The following is a 19817-nucleotide window of genomic DNA, read 5'->3' as shown; positions in this document are numbered from 1 at the left end:
GCGTGGGACGACGTTTTGACTGCTCCGACCCCGACCAGCGCGCTACGGCCCTGGTGGAGGCCGCGGCCGCGGTTCGCCGCGGCGACCTCGTGGTGTTGCCGACCGACACCGTCTACGGCATCGGCGCCGACGCCTTCACTCCGACGGCCGTCACGAAGCTGCTCGACGCCAAGGGGCGGGGCCGCGACATGCCGCCGCCCGTCCTGGTGGGCACCGTCAGAGCCGCCACAGCACTCGTGGACGACCTGGGGCCGTACGGGCAGGATCTGATCGACGCCTTCTGGCCGGGGCCGCTCACGCTCATCTGCAAGGCCAACAGGGCCCTTTCCTGGGACCTGGGTGACACCAAGGGCACCGTCGCCGTACGCATGCCGCTCCACCCGGTCGCGCTCGACCTGCTCAAGGAGACCGGCCCCATGGCCGTCTCCAGCGCCAACCGCTCCGGCGCGCCCGCCGCCACCACGGCCGAGAACGCCGAGGAGCAGCTCGGCGACTCCGTCGAGGTCTACCTCGACGGCGGCAAGACCACCGACAACACGCCCTCCACCATCATCGACCTCACCACGGCCGTGCCCCGGCTGCTGCGGCGCGGAGCCATCCCGGTGGAGAAGCTGCGCGGCATCATCGGTTACGTCGCCACCGACGACTGACGTATACCGGCTGCTTATTCCGGCTGCTATCGCGTTCCGGCCGACACTACGGTGAGGCCCGGAGCGGCGATACGTCCCGGGAGTGGCCCATGGGCAAGTTCGACGGCATGGATCCCAAGCTGGTGCGCGACCTGTTGGCCGAGGTGAAACAGGCGGCCGAGCGGATGCGTACGGCCGAAGACCGGGTCAGGCTCGCCATGCAGCAGGCCGGGCTTCCCACCCAGGCCACCCACCGTCCGGTCCAGATCGCCGACTCCGTCGACGAGATGGTCAAGGACGTCAACACGCGGCTCGGGGTGCTCGAGAAGCGCGAGGATCCGGCGCGCGCCGGGGCCGTACAGGGCGGCGACGCACCCGGGACCGGCGGGCGACCGAAGACGGACGAGCCTGCCACGACACCGACCCCCGACGGCAAGGGCACGGACGACCCGAAGGGCTCGGACGGCAAGACGGACAAGAACGGCGACAAGAACGCGGGGACGGGCAAGGACACCAGCACCGGCAAGGACCCCGAAACCGGTAAAGACACCGAAACCGGTAAAGACACCGGCACCAGGCAGGATCCCGGGGCCGGTCAGGGCGGCGGGACCGGCAGCGAGGGCAAGACCGGCGACAAGCCCGTTGACCAGCCCACCGACCAGCCCAAGGACGACCCCAAGGACGCCGACCAGGACAGCAGGCGCGACCGCGGTGCCGAGGCTGACGGCGCGCAGTCGGACGGCGCTGAGTCGGATGGCGCAAAGCCTGATGACACGAAGCCTGATGACACGAAGCCTGATGACACGAAGCCTGACGACACGAAGCCTGACGACACGAAGCCTGATGGCGGCGTGCCGGACACGCCCGCCAAGGACGCGCCCGACCCGACCAAACCGCAGGTCATTGAGGTCGATGGGGTCAAAGTGCTGCAGGTGCCGCTCGACCCGCCCACGGCCGAGGTCGTGGAGGACATGCTGGAGAACGCGGACACTGTGCAACCGGCCGAGATGCCGAAACTCCCCGCCGACGCGGCGAACCCCACCGGTCCTGCGAATACCGGCCCCACGGATGGGGCGAACGCGACGAATGCGAACAGTGTCAACGGCTGGGCCAACGACGGCAGCGACGTGGTCTCGGCCGAGGCCCGCCCACCCGACCTGGACGCGCTGAAGACGGTGATCGAGAACCATCGGGACATAGCGCCGCAGGACATGCCGAGCGTCGAGGTGCCCGCCGGCGAGTACGGCAAGGGGGAGTGGGCGGAACGCGACATCCGCCCGGACGGCCCCGTGGGCTCGATCGACGCGGGCGCGCCGAGCACGGGCTCCGGCCAGTCGGTGACACTCCCGCCACCGGACACCACGACCTCGGGCGGCGCCACGACAACCGAGGTCGCAGGCACCGCCACCCCATCGGCCTACGACCGGTACGAAACCCCTGCCAACGACGGCGGCGGTTCCCGCACCGACGTGGACGGAGCGCGTACCGACGTGGACGGAGCCCGTACCGACGCGAACGGGGCTCGTACCGACGTGGACGGGGCTCGTACCGATGGAGGCGGATCCAGCACAGGCGGGGGCGGGGCGCAGGCTGATGGGAGCGGGGCTCGTACCGGTGGGGACGGGTCGCAGGCCGACGGCACCTGCGACTCCCGCCAGGACCCGACACCTGACGACGGCACCAGCACCACACCCGGCGGCAAGGACCCGACACCGGCCCCGCCGACAGGCGACCAGCCGAGCCAGGGCTCGGGCAACCAGGGCACGGGCGGTAGCGGGACCGGTGACCAGGGCGCTGGTGGCAGCGGGGCTGGTCAGGGCACTGGCAGCGGCAGTCAAGCTGGTGGACAAGGGACGGGTGGGCGTGGCGAGCCGGTGACGATTCCGCCGACGAACCCCTCCGCCGAACTGCCGACGAACCCCTCCACGAATCCCTCGGCGAACCCCTCGGCCGAGCCACCGATCAGCACAACCGCCGACCATCCGGACGCTGGGACGGGCGCCGACGTGCGCGCCGGAGCCCAGCCGGAGACGGCCGACACGGCGACCGGCGCGCGCGAAAGCGGGGGCGGCGGGGGCGGCAGTGGCGGCTCGGGCGGGGGCGGCGGGACGTCACCCGACTACGACATCCTGATCGCCTACGACGTGGTTCCTCCGGCGCAGGCGAGCCTTGCGCCGGACGTGAGCGTTGCGGCGGGCGCGGGCCTCGCACCGGACGTGGGTAGTGGGGCGGGTGTGGGCCTCGCATCGGACGTGAGCCTTGCGGCGGGCGCGGACCTCGCGCCGGACGTTGAGCTTGCGACGGGCGTGGGCAGTGCGACGGGTGCGGACCTCGCACTGGACGCGCAACTTGCGGTGGGCGTGGACCCTGCAGCCGACGTGGGTCTGGGGGCGGGTGTGGACCCGGCAGCCGACGTGAGCCGTGGGGCGGGTGCGGGCTTTGGGGTGGACGTGGGTTCACCGGCGGCCGTGGCGGGCGGTGTCGGGTGGGCGGATGACGGGAGCGATGTGGTGTCGTCCGACATGGCGCCGCCCACTCTCGACGCCCTCGCGACGGTCGTCGAGCACCACCGCGACATCCAGCCCCAGGAGATGCCGAGCGTGGAGGTCCCGCCCGGCGAGTACGGCAAGGGCGCCTGGGCCCCGCAGGACGTCGGGCCGGACGGCCCGCAGGGTGAGATCGACCCCGGCCGGCCAGGAAGGAGCGCCTGATGTACGCAGATCCACCGGCCCCCCGGGCGAAGGGCCGCGACGAGGTCCCGCCCATCACCTCCACGGGCCCCCTGGAGGACCCTCAGCGCGCCTGGCGGTTCAATCCCGACTACGAGCGTCTCGTCGTGGCCTGGAACACCGTCATGCCCCATCTGGAGACGCTCAAGACCACGCTCGACAAGGCGTACGCGATGGCCAGGAGCCCGCAGACCTGGGACGCCCCCGTGGGCGAGCGCTACGTCGAGGACCTCCGCGAGTGGCGTGACAGGCTGGCGCGCTATCGCTTGTCCGTGCTCACCACGATCAGCGACGAAGCCTCAGATACACCACGATGGGTACAAACGACGGCCAACGCACCCCATGCCTTCCCATAAGTCGAAATTTCGGGGCATCACCGGTATATGGGGAAAACGGACATTCGGTCGTACAGTGGGGAAATGGGTGCAGAACCCTACTACGGCCCGGACTTCGGGCTGCTGCGGACGCGGGATCCCGAGATCGCGCAGGTCCTGATCGACGAGCTGGACCGGGTGCGCGGCGGGATCCAGCTCATCGCGAGCGAGAATTTCACCTCGCCCGCCGTCATGGCCGCCCTGGGCTCCACCCTGACCAACAAGTACGCCGAGGGCTACCCGGGCAGGCGCTACTACGGCGGCTGCGAGGTCGTGGACCGGGCCGAGCGGCTGGCCATCGACCGGGCGTGCGAGCTGTTCGGGGCCGAGCACGCGAACGTCCAGCCCCATTCCGGCGCCTCCGCGAACCTGGCCGCCTACGCCGCCCTCCTGCAGCCCGGCGACACCATGCTGGCCATGGCGCTGCCGCACGGCGGCCACCTCACCCATGGCTCGAAGGTGAACTTCTCGGGAAGATGGTTCGACGTCGTCTCGTACGGCGTGCGTCGGGACACCGAACTCATCGACCTCGACGAGGTACGCGACCTCGCGCTGCGGCATCGGCCGAAGCTCATCGTGTGCGGGGCCACGGCGTACCCGAGGCTGATCGACCACGAGGTCTTCCGCTGCATCGCGGACGAGGTGGGCGCGTGGCTGCTGGTCGACGCGGCGCACCCGATCGGGCTGATGGCGGGCGGCGCGATCCCGTCGGCGGTGCCGTACGCGGACGTCGTGACCTTCACCACGCACAAGACGCTGCGCGGGCCGCGCGGCGGCGCCATCCTGTGCACCGGCGAGCTGGCCGGCCGGATCGACCGGGCGGTGTTCCCGTTCGTCCAGGGCGGGCCGCTGATGCATGCGGTGGCGGCCAAGGCGGTGGCGTTCGGCGAGGCGATGCGGCCGGAGTTCGCCGACTACGCCAGGCGCGTGATCGTGAACGCCAGGGCGCTGGCCGAGTCGCTGGCGGCGGAGGGGATGCGGCCCGTGTCCGGCGGCACGGACACCCATCTGGCGCTGATCGACCTGCGCGGGCTCGGGGTGTCGGGGGCGGAGGCGGAGCGCAGGTGCGCGGCGGCGGGGATCACGCTCAACCGCAACGCCGTCCCGTACGATCCCGAGCCGCCCGCGGTCACCTCCGGTATCCGCGTGGGCACGCCCTGTGTCACCACCCAGGGAATGGGGCCTCAGGAGCTGGCCGAGGTGGGCGCACTGGTGGCGTGGGCCGTGCGGCGGCCGGAGGCCGTGGAGGGGGTCAGGGAAAGAGTTTCGGCGCTTCTGGCCATCCATCAGCCATATCTCAGCGAATATTAAGATGGTCTGTGTCGTTTTCCGGTCACAGCGGGCCGGAGCATCCGGGAAACTAGGTTCGTGCGCGAATACCTGTTCATGGCGCTCATCTCGGCGGCGGTGACTTATCTGCTGGTCCCGTTGGTGCGCCGCTTCGCCATCCGCATCGGTGCCATGCCCGAGGTCCGCGCGCGCGACGTGCACACGACGCCGACACCCAGGCTGGGCGGCCTGGCGATGTACGGCGGCCTGGTCGTGGGGCTGCTCACCGCCAGCCAGCTCACCCACACCGGCCAGGCGCTGGCCGAGTCCGAGTCCGACGCGGTCACCGCGCTGATCGTGGCGGGCGGCCTGATCACGCTCACCGGCTTCCTCGACGACTGGTGGGGCATGGACGCCTTCATCAAGCTCGCCGGGCAGATCGCGGCGGCGGGCGTGCTGGTCTTCTTCAACATGCGACTGCTCTACCTGCCGCTGCCCAAAGACTGGGGCGGCTCCATGAGCCTCGACTACACGCTGAGCACGATCATCACCATCCTGGTCGTGGTCGTGACCATCAACGCGGTCAACTTCGTCGACGGCCTCGACGGGCTCGCCGCCGGGATCGTGTGCATCGCCGCCATGGCCACCTGGGCCTACTCGATCTTCCTGGCCCAGAGCATGAGCGTGGGCAACATCACCACCACCGCCGCCATCGCCGCCGTTCTCATCGGCGCCTGCCTGGGGTTCCTGCCGCACAACTTCCATCCGGCGAAGATCTTCATGGGCGACACCGGGGCCATGCTGATCGGCCTGGTGCTCGCCTCCTCGATCGTGACCGTGACGCCGCTCGACCCGGCGGCCATCGAGGACATGAACAAGGCCGGCGTCTTCCTGCCGCTGCTGCTGCCCGCCGCGGTGCTGGTCCTCCCGCTGACCGACCTGATCACCGCCGTGGTCCGGCGCACGTCGCACGGCCTGTCGCCGTTCGCGCCCGACCGCGGCCACCTGCACCATCGGCTGCTCGACATCGGCTACTCGCACCGGCGTTCGGTGCTGATCATGTACGCGTGGGCGTTCGCGTTCGCCTTCGGCATGGTCCTGATGTCCCGGCAGGGTGTGCCGGTGCTGCTGTTCCCCGTGGTCATCGTGCTGGCGCTGGCGGCGCTGGTCCTGATGGCGGCCCCGCGCTGGTGGCGGGGCAGGGGTGGCGCCCACTCGGCCGAGAGAGGCAAGCGGCCCGACAACGACGACGGCCCGCCCACCGGGCCGATGCCGCCGATCGCGCCCGACACCCAGCCCAGGCGGCCACCGGCGGACGGCCCTTCGCACGAGCGCGCGACGGCCGACGGCAAACCGGTCATTCCCGTCTTTCCAGGCCGTTCTTGATCGCGAACTAGAAACGGCAGGTAAAAGCGGTCTTCCGTGAGCTTGTGATATCTTTCACGAGCAGGGACTCCAGGCCGAGCGGCTCTGGAGGTAGCAAACGCTCGCTTGATAACTGTTTGATGGAGCATTGATGCAGGCCAACGACTTGCGCGTACTCAAAAGCGCCGCGATTCCGACCGCCCTGGTTGGAGTGGTCGCCGTGGTCGTGGCGCTCCTGACGGCAGGTGGCAAGGGGGCGCTGGGCGCGGTCATCGGCGCCCTGCTCGTCGGGGTCTTCTTCAGCATCAGTGTGGTGGCGGTGTCCTATGCCGCCCGCGTCTCCCCGCAGATGATGGCGATCGCGGCGATGGGCAGCTATCTCGTCAAGGTCGTCGTCATCATGATCGTACTCGCTTCCTTCCGTGACACCACGCTCTGGAACACGCAGGCGTTCGCCTGGGCCGTCGTGGTGTGCACGCTGGTCTGGACGGGTTTCGAGGTGCGGGCCTTCGTCAAGACGAAGATGCTCTACGTCGACCCCGAAGCCGGGGTCCCCGGGAAGGGCGACTCGTGAGGTCGACCCTCGGGTGGGGCCCGATATGACTAGTCCTCTACTTGCCTGCTATCGTCAGCCCCGCGATGAGCGCACAGGAACGCCGACCGGAAGAAGACGGTCGCGACTTCGCCGACGCCATGTGGTCGATCCCGAGCTTGCTGCTCGCCGGGATGGCCATCTACGGCGGCCTCGGGTGGTTGCTGGACCGGTGGCTGGACATGTCCGCGTTCTTCCCCATAGGCATCGTTCTGGGGCTAGTGCTCTCCGGCTACTCCGCCTACCGGAAGTTCTCCCGCTAGTCCGCCGCAGCGACGACTTCGCTGAGGAAATCCTTGTGATCCACACTACGACGTTGATGAAGGGAACGCCGCGTGAGTGCGCTGACGGTCCTCGCGACACCCGCTGACCAGTTCGGGGCGCCAACGCCTGACGAACTGTTCAACCTGCCTCCGATCATCCCCGGGGTCGACTGGTTCACCAAGCCGGTCCTGCTGGCGCTGCTCAGTGCGGTGCTGGTGATCGGTGTCACCTGGGCCGCCTTCGGCAATCCGAAGGTGGTGCCACGGGGTGTCCAGAACGTGGTCGAGTACGGCTACATGTTCGTCCGCGATCAGGTCGCCCGGCCCTTCCTGGGCAAGGACGCCGACCGGTGGATGGGCCTGCTGCTCTCGGTGTTCTTCCTGGTCCTCGTCTGGAACGTCATGGGGGTCATCCCCATAGCTCAGTTCCCCGTGGCCTCGCACATCGCCTTCCCGGCGGTCCTCGCGATCTCGATCTACGTGCTCAAGGTCTACCTGGGCGTCAAGCACCAGGGCGGCATCGGCTACTTCAAGAACATGATGTTCCCTCCGGGCCTGCCCAAGGGCATCTACTTCCTGCTGGCACCGATCGAGTTCCTCTCGAACATGATCATCGCACCGTTCACGCACATGGTGCGACTGTTCGCGAACATGTTCGCGGGCCACATGCTGCTGGCCTTCTTCAGCATGGTGGGCTTCTGGTTCCTGTTCGAGCAGTTGACCCCGCTCGGGGCCCCCATCGGCGTCCTCGGCGTGATCATGACCATCATCTTCACCGCGTTCGAGATGTTCATCCAGTTCCTGCAGGCGTTCCTCTTCGCGATGCTGGCGTCGATGTACATCGGCGGCGCGCTGCACCCAGATCACTGAGAACCACATACCGGAATATCCATGACCGGTGAGACTCCGCTTCACCGGCCGTCCAGTAAAGGAATAACAGCAATGAGCGTTCTCGCTGAGGTCTCCGGCAACGTCACCGCCATCGGTTACGGTCTCGCCGCCATCGGCCCCGGCATCGGCGTCGGCATCATCTTCGGTCAGGGCGTGCAGGCCATCGCCCGCCAGCCGGAGGCTTACGGCCTGATCCGCCAGAACATGCTCCTCGGCTTCGTTCTCACCGAGGCTCTGGCCCTGCTCGGTCTGGTCGCTCCGTTCATCTTCGCGAACATCTAAGACCAGAAGACCCCTGACGAAAGGCTGCGTCCATGATTAAGGCAGCTACGCTCCTCGCTGCGGCGGAGGAGGGCGCAAACCCGCTCTGGCCCCACGAATACGAGCTCGTCGTCGGTATCTTCGCGTTCGCCGTCGTTCTGATCGTCGTCGGCAGGATCCTCGTCCCGCGCATCCAGAAGACGCTGGCCGAGCGGACCGACGCGATCGAGGGCGGCATCAAGCGGGCCGAGGAGGCGCAGGCGGAGGCTCAGGCCCTGCAGAAGCGCTACTCCGAGCAGCTCGAAGAGGCCCGTCGCGACGCCGCCAGGCTGCGCGAGGAGGCTCGCGAGCAGGCCGCGCAGATCAAGGCCGAGCTTCGCGAGGAGGCGCAGGCCGAGGCCCGCCGCCTCGTCGAGGCCGCGCACGCGCAGATCGAGGCGGACCGCCAGGCGGCGTTCGCCCAGCTCCGCGCGGAGATCGGCCGCCTGTCGACCGACCTGGCCGGCCGCATCGTGGGCGAGTCCCTCGAGGACGAGGTCCGCCAGAGCCGCATCGTCGACAGGTTCCTCGACGAGCTGGAGAACAGCACCGCGCAGGCGGTGCGCTGATGCGCGGTTTGAGCAGGGCCTCGCTGGCCGACGTCGAAGAGCGGTTCAACGCGGTCGCCGGCGGTGCCGACCTCGGTACGCTCTCCGACGAGCTGTTCGCGGTCGCGGATCTGCTCGACCGCGAGCACGGCCTGCGCCGTGCCCTGTCCGACCCGGCCAGGGTTCCCGAGCAGAAGTCCGCCGTGGTGGGCTCGCTGCTCGACGGCAAGGTCGGCACGGCGGCCATCGCCACGGCCGAGGCCGCGGTCGCGGCCAAGTGGTCGCGCGCCGGTGACCTGGCCGACGTGCTCGAACGGCTCGGCGTCGTCGCCGCGGCCGCGGAGGCGGAGAGCCAGTCCAGGCTCGACGAGGTGGAGGACGAGCTCTTCCGCTTCGGCCGCATCGTCGCCGCCAACCCTGACCTGCGCCGCGCGCTCGCCGACGCGGCCGCGCCCGAAGCGGGCAAGCGCGACCTGCTGCGCAACCTGCTCGACGGCAAAGTCGCCCCGACCAGCCTGCGTCTGATCACGCAGGTTGTGGTGCATCCGCGAGGACGTAACCTGGAGCCAGGTCTGGAAGAGTTCGGCCAGCTCGTGGCCCAGCAGCGCCAGCGCCTCGTGGCGGTGGTGCGTAGCGCGGTCGAGCTGTCCGAGGCGCAGAAGGAGCGCCTGACGGCGTGGCTGCGCACCTCGTACGGCCGTGACGTGCACCTGAACGTCGAGGTCGACAAGCGGGTGCTCGGTGGGTTCTCGGTCCGCATCGGCGACGAGATCATCGACACCACCATTGTGGGACGAATCGAAGAAGTCCGCCGCCGGTTGGCCGGCTAGGCGAAGAGGGAGACAGAGTAGAGATGGCGGAGCTTACGATCCGGCCGGACGAGATCCGGGACGCGCTTGAGCGCTTCGTCCAGGCGTACGAACCGGAAGGCGCCGCGCGCGAGGAGATCGGGACCGTCGTCGACGCCGGCGACGGCATCGCCCATGTCTCCGGCCTTCCCTCGGCGATGGCGAACGAGCTGCTCGAGTTCGAGAATGGCACGCGTGGCCTGGCACTCAACCTCGACACCCGCGAGATCGGTGTCGTGATCCTGGGTGACTTCAGCGGCATCGAGGAGGGCCAGACGGTCCGCAGGACGGGCGAGGTCCTGTCCGTGCCCGTCGGCGACAACTTCCTCGGCCGCGTGGTCGACCCCCTCGGCAACCCGCTCGACGGCAAGGGCGCCATCGAGTCCGAGAGCCTGCGCGCTCTCGAGCTCCAGGCGCCCACGGTCGTCCAGCGGCAGCCGGTGAAGCAGCCGCTGCAGACCGGCATCAAGGCGATCGACGCCATGACGCCGATCGGCCGCGGCCAGCGTCAGCTCATCATCGGCGACCGCGGCACCGGCAAGACGGCGATCGCCGTCGACACGATCCTCAACCAGCGTGAGGGCTGGCTCTCCGGCGACCCCGAGCAGCAGGTCCGCTGCGTCTACGTCGCCATCGGCCAGAAGGGCTCGACGATCGCGCAGGTCAAGGCCCGCCTCGAGGAGGCAGGCGCGCTCGACTACACGACCATCGTCGCCGCCCCCGCCTCTGACCCGGCCGGTTACAAATACCTTGCCCCCTACACCGGTTCCGCCATCGGCCAGCACTGGATGTACCAGGGCAAGCACGTCCTCATCGTCTTCGACGACCTGACCAAGCAGGCCGACGCCTACCGCGCCGTGTCCCTGCTGCTGCGTCGCCCTCCGGGCCGCGAGGCCTTCCCCGGCGACGTCTTCTACCTCCACTCCCGCCTGCTGGAGCGCTGCGCCAAGCTCTCCGACGACATGGGCGCGGGCTCGATGACGGGTCTGCCGGTCATCGAGACCAAGGGCAACGACGTCTCGGCGTTCATCCCGACCAACGTCATCTCCATCACCGACGGCCAGTGCTTCCTCGAGACCGACCTGTTCAACGCGGGCGTCCGTCCGGCCATCAACGTCGGTATCTCGGTCTCCCGAGTCGGTGGCTCGGCGCAGGTCAAGGCGATGCGCAAGGTGGCGGGCACGCTGAAGCTGTCGCTGTCGCAGTACCGCGACCTGGAGGCGTTCGCCTCGTTCGCCTCCGACCTCGACGCCGCCTCCCGGGCCCAGCTCGAGCGCGGTCAGCGGCTGGTCGAGCTGCTCAAGCAGCCTCAGTACTCGCCGTACCCGGTCGAGCGGCAGGTCGTGTCGGTGTGGTCCGGCACCACCGGTGAGCTCGACGAGGTTCCCACCGAGGACGTCCGCCGCTTCGAGCAGGAGTTCCTCGACTACCTGCAGTCCTCGCACAAGGGCATCTTCGACGGGATCCGGGAGACCAAGGACCTCGCCGACGACGCCGTGACCGCCCTCAAGGACGCCATCACGGAGTTCAAGAAGGGCTTCACCACCTCCTCGGGCGAGCTGCTGGTCAAGGACGAGCCGGTGGCGCCGCTCGACGCCGACGAGGTCGGCCAGGAGAAGATCAAGAAGGTCGTCCGTCCCTCGACGGAGAAGTAGGTCATGGGTGCCCAGCTAAGGCTGCTGCGGCGGCGGATCAACTCGGTCAAGTCGACCGCGAAGATCACGCGTGCGCAGGAGCTCATCGCCTCCTCACGGATCGTGCGGGCGCAGCAGCGGATGCAGGCGGCGCTGCCGTACGAGCGCGAGATCACGCGCGCCGTCACCGGCGTCGTCAGCAACGCGGCCAGCGTCGACCATCCGCTGACCGTGGCGAAGGAGAACCCCCCCAAGGCGGGCGTGCTCATCGTCACCAGCGACAGCGGGTTCTGCGGCGGCTTCAACGCCAACGTGCTGCGCGAGGCCGAGGCCCTGCGCGGGCTGCTGCAGGCCCGTGGGCTGAACGTGGTGCCGTTCGTCACCGGGCGCAAGGGTGTCACCTGGCACACCTTCCGCAGCCGGGACATGGGCGGCAACTGGGTCGGCTTCTCCAGGAAGCCGGCCTACGCCGACGCCAAGGAGATCGCGAACACGCTGATCGACTCGTTCAAGGACGACAACGGGATCGACGAGATCCACATCGTGTCGACCGAGTTCGTCTCGATGCTCACGCAGAACGTCGTGGTCAAGCGGATCCTGCCGCTGGAGGTCGAGGAGACCGAGGCGACGGAGTCCACCGCGATCCCGCCGTACTTCGAGTTCGAGCCGACCGCCGGTGACGTGCTGGAGTCGCTGCTGCCGCGCTACGTGGAGTCGCGCATCTTCACGGCGCTGCTCCAGTCCGCCGCCTCTGAGGAGGCCGCGCGGCGACGTGCGATGAAGGCCGCGACCGACAACGCCAACGAGCTGATGCGGGTGCTCACCCAGCAGATGAACCAGGCTCGCCAGGCTGAGATCACCCAGGAAATCAGCGAGATCGTCGGTGGCGCCAACGCGCTCGCTGACGCCGCAGCGGGGAAAGAGTGAAATGACTGCAGAGGCTGTTGAAACTGTAGAAGCCGCGGCGGCCGGCACCGGCCGCGTGGCGCGCGTCACCGGCGCCGTCGTCGACGTGGAGTTCCCCGTCGAGGCGATGCCCGACATCTATAACGCGCTCAAGGTCGAGGTGACCCTCGGCGGCGAGACCAAGACGCTGACGCTCGAGGTCGCCCAGCACCTGGGCGACAACCTGGTCAGGGCCATCTCGATGCAGCCCACCGACGGCCTGGTCCGCGGCCAGGCGGTCACCGACACCGGCGGCCCGATCTCGGTGCCGGTCGGCGACGTCGTCAAGGGCCACGTGTGGAACGCGCTGGGCGAGACGCTCGACGTGCCGACCGCGTCGCTCAAGATCAACGAGCGCTGGGGCATCCACCGGCCGTCGCCGCCCTTCGACCAGCTCGAGTCCCGTACCGAGCTGCTGGTCACCGGTATCAAGGTCATCGACCTGCTCACCCCGTACGTGCAGGGTGGGAAGATCGGTCTGTTCGGCGGCGCCGGCGTCGGCAAGACCGTTCTGATCCAGGAGATGATCCGCCGCGTCGCCCGTAACTTCGGTGGCACCTCGTGCTTCGCCGGGGTGGGCGAGCGCACCCGTGAGGGCAACGACCTGTGGCTGGAGATGGAGGAGGCGGACGTCCTCAAGGACACCGCGCTCGTCTTCGGTCAGATGGACGAGCCGCCGGGCACCCGTCTGCGGGTCGCCCTGTCCGCGCTGACGATGGCGGAATACTTCCGCGACGTGCAGAAGCAGGACGTGCTGCTGTTCATCGACAACATCTTCCGCTTCACGCAGGCCGGTTCCGAGGTCTCCACGCTGCTCGGCCGCATGCCGTCCGCCGTGGGTTACCAGCCCACGCTGGCCGACGAGATGGGTGTGCTCCAGGAGCGCATCACCTCGACGCGCGGTCACTCGATCACCTCCATGCAGGCGATCTACGTGCCCGCCGACGACATCACCGACCCGGCCCCGCACAACGCGTTCGCGCACCTCGACGCGCAGACCGTGCTCTCGCGGCCGATCTCGGAGAAGGGCATCTACCCGGCGGTGGACCCGCTCGACTCCTCCTCCCGGATCCTCGACCCGCAGATCGTGGGCGAGGAGCACTACCGGGTGGCCCAGGAGACCAAGCGGATCCTGCAGAAGTACCGCGAGCTCCAGGACATCATCGCGATCCTCGGTATCGACGAGCTGTCCGAGGAGGACAAGGTCACCGTCCAGCGGGCCCGCCGCATCGAGCGCTTCCTGTCGCACCCGATGTACGCGGCCGAGGCCTTCACCGGCCAGCCGGGCGAGACCGTGCCGCTCGACGAGACCATCGCCTCCTTCAAGGGCCTGTGCGCGGGTGAGTACGACCACCTGCCCGAGCAGGCGTTCTTCATGGTCGGTGGCATCGAGCAGGCCATCGCGAAGGCCAAGGAACTCGAGCGTCGCTAATCGCCCCACGGTGGCGGCGCGGCTCCACCCGGGCCGAGCCGCCACCTGATCGGAAAGGAACCTACTTCAGTGGCGAAGCTACGCGTAGGGGTTGTCTCACCCGAGCGTGAGATCTGGTCGGGCGAGGCCGACATGGTGATTGCCAAGACCGTGGACGGCGAGATCGGTATTATGCCGCAACACGCACCTGTGCTCGGTGTCCTCGTCGAGGGCGGAGTGCTGCGCGTGAAGCGGGAAGGCGAGCCGGAGCTGGTGGCGGCGGTGCACGGGGGGTTCATCTCCGTGGCCGACGACGAGGTTTCCGTGCTGGCCGAGGTGGCCGAGCTCGGTTCCGAGGTCGACGTCGCGGCGGCCCGTGACGCTCTCGACCGGGCTCAGGCCTCGATCGAGGCCAACCAGGAAGACGCCGACGCGGCAATCGAGGCCAAGCGTGCCAGGGCCCGGCTGCGCGCGGCAGGCGAAGAGGTTTAATACATTTCAAGACGGCTCAGGGGGGCGGCATGGCGGCGACGGTTGTGACTCTCGTAGTGCTGCTGGCCGCCCTCATAGTCCTGCGGGGCTTCACGCTGGCCCGTTCGCGGGGGAGCGTACCCTGTCGCCTGCGGGTGGGGGAGCGCGGGTGGCAGAGCGGGGTGGCCCGCTACGCCGACGGGGAGCTCCACTGGATTCCGCTCTTGGGCATCCGGCTCAGGCCGCGCCACGCGATCGCGAGGCGCGGCCTCGTCGTTTCCGCCCGGCGCGAGATCGACGGCGGCCTGTACGCGGTCGACTGCGAGGGGAGCACCCGCGGGTTGTCCCTGGCCATGAGCGCCGACGCGCTGACCGGCTTCCTGGCCTGGCTGGAGTCGGCCCCGCCGAGCGCCTACCTCGACGTCGCCTGAGGCCGTCACGGCCCGTCTCCGACCCGCTCGGGCGGGGGTCAGCGGGTGCCGCCCGGCTTCCAGAGGATCTCGTCGCCCGCGTGGGCGACGCGGCAGGCGATGAAGAGCAGGTCTGACAGGCGGTTGAGGTATTTCGCGGTCAGCGGGTTCATGTCTTCATGCGCCTGCAGGGCCGCCCAGGTCGTCCGCTCGGCCCTGCGGACGGTGACGCGGGCCACGTGCAGGGCGGCCGTGGCGGGGTCGCCGCCCGGCAGGATGAAGCTCCGCAGCGGCTTGAGCCCGGCGTTGAGCCGGTCGCACTGCTCCTCCAGCCACGTGACGTACGACGGCTCGACCCGCAGCGGCGGGAACTCCGGCTCGGCCACGACCGGGGTGGCCAGGTCGGCCCCCACGTCGAACAGTTCGTTCTGGACGCGTGTGAGCACCCCCGCCAGGTCGTCGGAGAGCGTGCGGAAGGACAGCGCCAGGCCCAGGTGGGCGTTGGCCTCCTCGACGTCGGCGTAGGCCGCCAGCCGGGGATCGGTCTTCGAGGTGCGGCTCATGTCGACCAGCGCCGTGGTGCCGTCGTCGCCGGCCCTCGTGTAGATGCGAGAGAGAACCACCGGCTTGTCCCTGTCGGGGCCGTCGCTGCCCGCCCCGTCTCTGTCCGCGCGCGTCATGGCCTCAGCGTAGTGACAAATGTCATCGGGATCGGACGCGGGATCCACCTCCGCCACGTGATTTCCACGACTACCTCGCTGAACAGGGCGAAGGGCACTATTGACCCATGACGAAGGAGATGACCTGATGCTCGAGATCAGCGAGCTGCGCAAACGTTTCGCGGGTGGTCCCGGCGCTCCCGGCGGCAAGCTCGCCCTGGACGGGATCAGCTTCGCCGTCCGGCCGGGCGAGATGTTCGGGTTCGTCGGCGCGAACGGCGCCGGGAAGACCACGACGATGCGCATCGTGATGGGCGTGCTCCAGGCGGACTCCGGCTCGGCGAGCTGGGAGGGCAAGCCCCTCGACCACTACGCCAGGCAGCGGTTCGGGTACATGCCGGAGGAGCGCGGGCTCTACCAGAAGATGCGGGTCGCCGAGCAGATCGAGTACTTCGGCCGCCTGCACGGCCTGAGCACCCAGGCCGCGAAGAAGGCCACCGACGACCTGCTGGAGCGGCTCGGGCTGACCGAGCGCAGGAACGACGCCGTGCAGACGCTCTCCCTGGGCAACCAGCAGCGCGTGCAGCTCGCCGTGGCGCTCGTGCACGACCCCCAGGTGCTGATCCTGGACGAGCCGTTCTCCGGCCTGGACCCGATCGCCGTGGACGCGCTGGTCGGAGCGCTGCAGGAGCGGTGCAGGGGCGGCGTGCCGGTGATCTTCTCCAGTCACCAGCTCGAACTGGTGGAGCGGCTCTGCGACTCCGTGGGCATCGTCTCGGCGGGGCGCATGGTCGCCGTGGGCACGGTGGAGGCCCTGCGGTCCGCGGAGGGCGACACGCTGCGGGTCGTCGTCCGCGACCCGGCCCCCGGCTGGGCCGACGGCCTGCCCGGCACGGTCACCGTGCACGGCGACCGGCACACCCTGCTCACGACCGGCGGCGACGACCAGGAGATCCTGCGCCGCGCCATGAAGGCCGGGCACGTGGAGCACTTCGGGGTCCAGCACCCGACCCTCACCGAGATCTTCAAGGAGGCCGTGGCGTGAACGGACTGATGCTGGTCGCCCGTCGCGAGGTGTCCACCCAGGTTCGCAGCCGGGCGTTCGTGATCGGCCTGCTGGTCACGGCCGTGCTGGTGGCAGGGCTGTCGTTCGCCCCCAAGATCTTCGGCGGCGGCGACTCCTACACCCTGGGCACCGTGAACTCCCAGCAGCTCCCGCTCCAGGCGGCGGCGCCCGAGGTCGGGTTCGAGTGGCGCGCCTTCCCCGACGAGGCGGCGGCCAAGCGGGCCGTGCTCGCGGGCGACGTGGACGCGGTGCTGGTCAACAGCGCCAAGGTGCTCACCGACGGCGAGATCGACGCCCAGCTCGGCGTGCTCATGCAGAGCGTCAACCGGGAGTTCAAGCTCGGCGCGGCCGGGGTGGCGATCCCGCCGCTGCAGATGGAGTCGGTGGGCGCCGACACCCGGTACGAGGCCGCCCGCGGGGCCATCGCGACCGTGCTCGTCCTCGTCCTGTTCATGATGATCCTGGGTCAGGTCGTCATGGTCGCCATGGGCGTGGTGGAGGAGAAGGGCAGCCGGATCGTGGAGATCCTGCTGGCCGCCGTACGGCCCTGGCAGCTTCTCGGCGGGAAGATCGTCGGGCTGGGCATCCTGGGCCTGATCAACCTGGTCACGATCCTGGTGGTCGGCCTCGCCTCCGCGTCCGCCTCCGGCCTGGCCGCCGACTTCCCGCCCGGCATTCCCGGGCTGGTGGCCGGGGTGGTGCTGTGGTTCGTGCTGGGGTACGCGTTCTTCGCCACGCTCGCGGCGGCCTCCGCCTCGCTGGTCTCGCGCCAGGAGGAGGTGAACTCCGTGCTGACGCCGCTGACCATGATCATCATGGCGACGTACTTCGTGGCCTTCTACGCCAGCAACGAGCCCACGGGCACGCTGGCGACGGTGGCGTCGTACCTCCCGCCGTTCTCCTCCATGATCATGCCGGTCCGGATGGCGGCGACCGAGGTGCCGGTGTGGCAGGTGGGGCTGTCCATGGCGGCGATGCTGGCGGCCGTGGTGGCGGTGCTCGCCTTCGGGGCCAAGGTGTACGAGCGGGCCGTGCTGCGGACGGGCGCCCGGCTGAAACTCGGCGAAGTCCTGCGTACGCGGGCGTAGATGGACGCGATCGAGCGGGCGCGGCGCATCACCTGGAAGGTGCTGCTCTCCGGTCTCGCCGTGATGTGGCTGCTGATCCTCATGACGATCGCGGTCGCGGCGGGCGAGGGGCGGCTCGTCTGGTGGCGCGTGGCGCCCGCGCTGCTCGCCGCGATCGGGTTCACCTGGCTCTGCGGGAACGTCGTCAGAGCAGCGCTCGACCGCCGTCACCCCACCTGGCAGGTGGTGGGGGCGGCGGTCTTCGCGCTGTCGGCGGCCGGTCTGGGCGGGGCCGACGCGTTCGGCTGGGGCTTCGCGCTCGTGTGCTGGCTGTCGGTCGCCACGCTGGAGGTCCCCCGGCGTACGGCGTCGGCGCTGGCGGCGGGCACGTGGGCGGTCGGCGTCGGGCTCAGCTTCCTGGGGCGGGAGGCCGGGCTGACCTCCACTGCCTTCGAGCTGACGCGCGGCGAGGCGTTGGTCGTCAACCTGCTCACCTACGGAATCCTGTGCGCGGCGGTGCTGGCGTCCAACCGGGTGTGGAGGTGGATCTGGGCGCTGGCCGTGGAGGCGCACAGGGGCGGGGAGGCGCACACCCGGCTCGCGCTGGCGGAGGAGCGGCTGCGTTTCGCCAGAGACCTGAACGACCTCGTGGGGCACCAGCTCTCGGCCATCGCCGTCAAGACCGACCTGGCCGTACGCCTGTCGGACGCGGACCCGGCGGCGGCCAAGGCGGAGATGTCCGAGGTGAACCGGCTGACCAGGAAGGCGCTGAAGGAGCTGCGGCAGGCCGTGCGTGGCCACCGCGAGCTTGACTTGACCGCTGAGCTGAATAGCGTGAAGGGTGTGCTCGAGGCGGCGGGGGTCCGCTGCGAGGTCGGGTTGCCCCACCGCGAGCCGCCGGCCGGCGTGGCGCCGGTGTTCGCCCTCGCGGTGCGCGAGGCCGTGACCAACGTGCTCAAGCACAGCACCGCGACCTTCTGCGACATCGCGATCCGCCTCACCGAGCACGAGGCCGAGCTGACCGTGCGCAACGACGGCGTGGCCCGGCGCCGGGCCACGGAGCTGGGCGGCGGCCTGGCGGGGCTGGGGGAGCGGCTGGCCGCCGTGGGCGGCGTCGTGACCGCCCAGCCGACCGGCGACGGGCACTTCCTGCTGCGTGCGGTCGTGTCATTGCCGATGGCTGGGTAGGGGACTCGTGCTGAGGTTCACCTCGGCAAGCGCCGCGTCCTGCGGGTGACCGCAGAAATGGCGCGGCGGACGACAACGCGGACGACAACGTGAGCGTGCGTGACTGAGGAGGTGGCATGCGCGTCCGGGGCAATCCGACGGCCCAGGTGGTGCGGATCGGTGCCCGGCTCGACGCCGGCACGTCTGCGGGGGTGCGTGAGAGGCTGCACAAGGCTCTCGACTCCGGCGAAGGCGACCTGATCCTCGATCTCTCCAGACTGGAGATGATCGACGCGACCGGTCTCGGCGTCCTCGTGGGCGCGCATCGGCGCGCGTTGAGCGTGCGACGCCGCCTCGTTCTTCGGGGGGTGCCACCGAGGATCATGCGGATACTGGCGGTGACCCGGCTGAATCGGGTGTTGCATGTGGAGGTTCCTGTGGTCGCGGTGGCCTGATGTGACATATCGGAGCGGGCAACGATCAGCCGTTGCCCGCTCTATCCGTGCTTAGACGAAATGTAGATTTCGGCCGTCCGTTGGGGGAAAGGCATGAATGCGAGTCGAAATCGCGATCAACTCGTGCCGAGGCTGCGACCGAAGATGTGCACCGCCACGGCGACGAGTTCGTCGATCTCCGGCGGCTCGTCGGAGAGCAGCCATTCGATCAGCAACTCCTGCAACGACCCTATGATGCCGAGCGCCACCAGCCGGCGATTCAACGTGGCGGCCATGGGGAAATCCGCCGACGCCTCCTCCACAAGTCGGGCGAACGCGTCCACCGCGCGTTGACGCGACAGTGTCAGGATGTCCCCCGACCTGCGTACCTCCACGTGCATGATGCGGGCCCGCCGCCAGTCGGCGGTGGTGAACTCGAGATAGGCGCGAATCCCCGCTTTGACTCTTCCGTCAAGGGAGTTCGGCGCCTCCTGTAACGCCTTGGCGACGGCCGCGAGGCTTTCGTCCACGCAGCGATCGTGTAACGCCTGCAGGAGATCCTCCCGGCCGCCGAAACATTCGTAGAAGGCCCGGTTGGAGATCCTGGCCTCCGAGCACAGCCTTTCGATGGTCGTCGCCGCGAATCCAGGCTTCGCGTATAGCGTGTACGCGGCCGTCATCAGCCGCTCGCGTCTGTCCGCCAGCCTTTGCTCAGCCGACATTCCCCGGTAAGACCGGTTCACAT

General features: G+C 69.3%; 22 protein-coding genes. 20 read left to right on the top strand and 2 right to left on the bottom strand.

Going from position 1 to position 19817, the window contains the following annotated elements:
- Positions 1 to 2 precede the first annotated feature (2 nt).
- From ACZ6S0_RS14980 to ACZ6S0_RS14905, 16 genes are all read left to right on the top strand, one after another.
- Positions 3 to 650, top strand: coding sequence for an L-threonylcarbamoyladenylate synthase (locus ACZ6S0_RS14980; protein WP_344876175.1), 648 nt, complete (start codon positions 3 to 5; stop codon positions 648 to 650).
- Between the two features lie 89 nt (positions 651 to 739).
- Positions 740 to 3340, top strand: a complete 2601-nt coding sequence (locus ACZ6S0_RS14975) for a hypothetical protein (protein WP_465916833.1) — start codon at positions 740 to 742, stop codon at positions 3338 to 3340.
- Entirely contained in the window at positions 3340 to 3714 is a 375-nt protein-coding gene (locus ACZ6S0_RS14970) for a hypothetical protein (RefSeq protein ID WP_344876172.1), read from the top strand. The genes ACZ6S0_RS14975 and ACZ6S0_RS14970 overlap by 1 nt, the downstream gene beginning before the upstream one ends.
- 63 nt (positions 3715 to 3777) lie before the next feature.
- On the top strand, positions 3778 to 5043 hold the full coding sequence (locus tag ACZ6S0_RS14965) for a serine hydroxymethyltransferase (protein WP_465916832.1): 1266 nt from the start codon (positions 3778 to 3780) through the stop codon (positions 5041 to 5043).
- 57 nt (positions 5044 to 5100) lie between these two features.
- Positions 5101 to 6387, top strand: coding sequence for a glycosyltransferase family 4 protein (locus ACZ6S0_RS14960; RefSeq protein ID WP_465916831.1), 1287 nt, complete (start codon positions 5101 to 5103; stop codon positions 6385 to 6387).
- Between the two features lie 130 nt (positions 6388 to 6517).
- Positions 6518 to 6940: a hypothetical protein gene (locus ACZ6S0_RS14955; RefSeq protein ID WP_344876166.1), complete on the top strand. Its 423-nt coding sequence runs from the start codon at positions 6518 to 6520 to the stop codon at positions 6938 to 6940.
- Between the two features lie 65 nt (positions 6941 to 7005).
- Positions 7006 to 7221: an AtpZ/AtpI family protein gene (locus ACZ6S0_RS14950; RefSeq protein WP_344876165.1), complete on the top strand. Its 216-nt coding sequence runs from the start codon at positions 7006 to 7008 to the stop codon at positions 7219 to 7221.
- Between the two features lie 72 nt (positions 7222 to 7293).
- Positions 7294 to 8091 (top strand): F0F1 ATP synthase subunit A, encoded by a 798-nt coding sequence (gene atpB / locus ACZ6S0_RS14945; RefSeq protein ID WP_465916830.1) that lies wholly within the window; start codon positions 7294 to 7296, stop codon positions 8089 to 8091.
- A gap of 72 nt (positions 8092 to 8163) precedes the next feature.
- Positions 8164 to 8394, top strand: a complete 231-nt coding sequence (gene atpE / locus ACZ6S0_RS14940) for an ATP synthase F0 subunit C (protein WP_344876161.1) — start codon at positions 8164 to 8166, stop codon at positions 8392 to 8394.
- Between the two features lie 32 nt (positions 8395 to 8426).
- Entirely contained in the window at positions 8427 to 8981 is a 555-nt protein-coding gene (locus ACZ6S0_RS14935) for a F0F1 ATP synthase subunit B (protein ID WP_465916829.1), read from the top strand.
- Entirely contained in the window at positions 8981 to 9790 is an 810-nt protein-coding gene (locus ACZ6S0_RS14930; protein WP_465916828.1) for a F0F1 ATP synthase subunit delta, read from the top strand. Before ACZ6S0_RS14935 ends, ACZ6S0_RS14930 begins: the two co-directional genes overlap by 1 nt.
- Before the next feature lie 23 nt (positions 9791 to 9813).
- On the top strand, positions 9814 to 11463 hold the full coding sequence (atpA, locus tag ACZ6S0_RS14925) for a F0F1 ATP synthase subunit alpha (protein ID WP_465916827.1): 1650 nt from the start codon (positions 9814 to 9816) through the stop codon (positions 11461 to 11463).
- Positions 11464 to 11466: 3 nt separating this feature from the next.
- Positions 11467 to 12369, top strand: a complete 903-nt coding sequence (locus ACZ6S0_RS14920) for a F0F1 ATP synthase subunit gamma (RefSeq protein WP_465916826.1) — start codon at positions 11467 to 11469, stop codon at positions 12367 to 12369.
- 1 nt (position 12370) lies between these two features.
- Complete coding sequence (gene atpD, locus ACZ6S0_RS14915; protein WP_344876151.1) at positions 12371 to 13819, top strand: F0F1 ATP synthase subunit beta; 1449 nt, start codon at positions 12371 to 12373, stop codon at positions 13817 to 13819.
- Between the two features lie 69 nt (positions 13820 to 13888).
- The gene (locus ACZ6S0_RS14910) at positions 13889 to 14290 is read left to right on the top strand and encodes a F0F1 ATP synthase subunit epsilon (protein ID WP_080042501.1); all 402 of its coding nucleotides are present in this window, start codon (positions 13889 to 13891) and stop codon (positions 14288 to 14290) included.
- 29 nt (positions 14291 to 14319) lie between these two features.
- Positions 14320 to 14700 (top strand): DUF2550 domain-containing protein, encoded by a 381-nt coding sequence (locus ACZ6S0_RS14905; protein ID WP_344876146.1) that lies wholly within the window; start codon positions 14320 to 14322, stop codon positions 14698 to 14700.
- A gap of 38 nt (positions 14701 to 14738) precedes the next feature.
- Here the strand turns inward: ACZ6S0_RS14905 and ACZ6S0_RS14900 are convergent, their stop codons facing one another.
- Entirely contained in the window at positions 14739 to 15359 is a 621-nt protein-coding gene (locus tag ACZ6S0_RS14900) for a cob(I)yrinic acid a,c-diamide adenosyltransferase (protein ID WP_465916825.1), read from the bottom strand.
- A 127-nt stretch (positions 15360 to 15486) separates the two neighbouring features.
- On the opposite strand from ACZ6S0_RS14900, the gene ACZ6S0_RS14895 reads away from it, so the two are divergent.
- The 4 genes from ACZ6S0_RS14895 (at position 15487) to ACZ6S0_RS14880 (ending at position 19093) form a co-directional block, all read left to right on the top strand.
- A complete protein-coding gene (locus ACZ6S0_RS14895; RefSeq protein ID WP_465916824.1) occupies positions 15487 to 16383 on the top strand; it encodes an ABC transporter ATP-binding protein in 897 nt (298 codons plus the stop codon).
- The gene (locus ACZ6S0_RS14890; protein ID WP_465916823.1) at positions 16380 to 17492 is read left to right on the top strand and encodes an ABC transporter permease; all 1113 of its coding nucleotides are present in this window, start codon (positions 16380 to 16382) and stop codon (positions 17490 to 17492) included. Before ACZ6S0_RS14895 ends, ACZ6S0_RS14890 begins: the two co-directional genes overlap by 4 nt.
- Positions 17493 to 18659, top strand: coding sequence for a sensor histidine kinase (locus ACZ6S0_RS14885; RefSeq protein WP_465916822.1), 1167 nt, complete (start codon positions 17493 to 17495; stop codon positions 18657 to 18659).
- A gap of 116 nt (positions 18660 to 18775) precedes the next feature.
- Positions 18776 to 19093 carry an STAS domain-containing protein gene (locus ACZ6S0_RS14880; RefSeq protein WP_465916821.1) on the top strand — a complete coding sequence of 106 codons (318 nt, stop codon included), beginning with the start codon at positions 18776 to 18778 and terminating at the stop codon, positions 19091 to 19093.
- Between the two features lie 116 nt (positions 19094 to 19209).
- On the opposite strand, the gene ACZ6S0_RS14875 is transcribed toward ACZ6S0_RS14880, so the two are convergent.
- The gene (locus ACZ6S0_RS14875; protein ID WP_465916820.1) at positions 19210 to 19752 is read right to left on the bottom strand and encodes a TetR/AcrR family transcriptional regulator; all 543 of its coding nucleotides are present in this window, start codon (positions 19750 to 19752) and stop codon (positions 19210 to 19212) included.
- Positions 19753 to 19817: the final 65 nt, after the last annotated feature.

This window comes from Nonomuraea sp. NPDC051298 (assembly GCF_055586305.1).
The sequence above is the reverse complement of the archived record's forward strand: the minus strand, read 5'-3'. Positions and strand labels throughout refer to the sequence as shown.